Raw genomic sequence first — 1,058 nt, forward strand, 5'->3', positions numbered from 1 at the left:
CCGCCGTCCGGGACTCCGCCGCCAGCCGCTACCTCACCGGCTCCAGCGACGCCTCGGCCGCGGTGGACGCCGGCGGCGGCTACATCCTGGTCGGCGACGACGAGTCCAACACCCTGCGCCTGTACGACCGCAACAACTCCGGTGCGCCGGTGCACACCTGGGACTTCAGCTCCGCGCTCGGCGTCTCCAAGGAGATCGACATCGAGGCCGCCACCCGGGTCGGCGACACGGTCTACTGGACCGGCTCACTCGGCAACAACAAGGACGGCGCGGTCAAGCCCGACCGCCACACCCTGTTCACCACCAAGGTCACCGGCTCCGGCGCCGACACCCAGCTCTCCCTGACCGGCTCGTACCACGGCCTGCGCGACGACCTGATCGCCTGGGACACCGCCCACGGCAACCGCTACGGCTTCGCGGCCGGCGCCGCCGACGGGCAGGCACCCAAGCAGATCGACGGCTTCAACGTCGAGGGCCTGGAGTTCGCCCCCGGCAGCACCACCACCGCCTACATCGGCTTCCGCGCGCCGCTCACCCCCGCGGTCACCGGCGGCCGGGCGCTACTGGTGCCGGTCACCAACTTCTCTTCCCTGTTCGGCGGTTCGGCCGTGCACGCCACCTTCGGCGACCCGGTCGAACTGGACCTCGGCGGGCTGTCGATCCGCGACCTGCGCCGCAACGACCTCGGCCAGTACCTGATCGTGGCCGGCTCCTGGGCCGCCGAGGACAACTCCGCCCCGTACGCGCTCTACCGCTGGGACGGTCGGGCCGCCTCCAAGCCGGTCAAGCTGCTCGACCTGCCGACCGGCGACGCCGGCGCCTGGGAGGCCGTCCCGGAGGTCCCGGACCTGGACGCCCCCGGCGCCCGCGCCCAGCTGATCACCGACAACGGCTCCGCCGACCTGTACGCCGACGGCACCGCCGCCAAGGACCTCACCCACCCGGAGTGGAAGAAGTCCCGCAGCACCTGGTTCACCCTGGGCTGACCCGCCTGGGCCCTGTCTTCGAACTCCCGTCGTTCGCCCGGAGGGCGGGCGGGGCGGCGTTGGGGTGCGTGC

General features: G+C 72.7%; 1 protein-coding gene. It reads left to right on the forward strand.

What is annotated here, in order from left to right; all coding sequences use genetic code 11:
• Positions 1–986: hypothetical protein (locus J0670_RS38575; RefSeq protein WP_207817427.1), on the forward strand; the 986-nt coding region annotated here is incomplete at its 5' end.
• Positions 987–1,058: the final 72 nt, after the last annotated feature.

The sequence above is a fragment of the Streptomyces sp. FH025 genome (assembly GCF_017427025.1).
Classification (GTDB): Bacteria; Actinomycetota; Actinomycetes; order Streptomycetales; family Streptomycetaceae; genus Kitasatospora.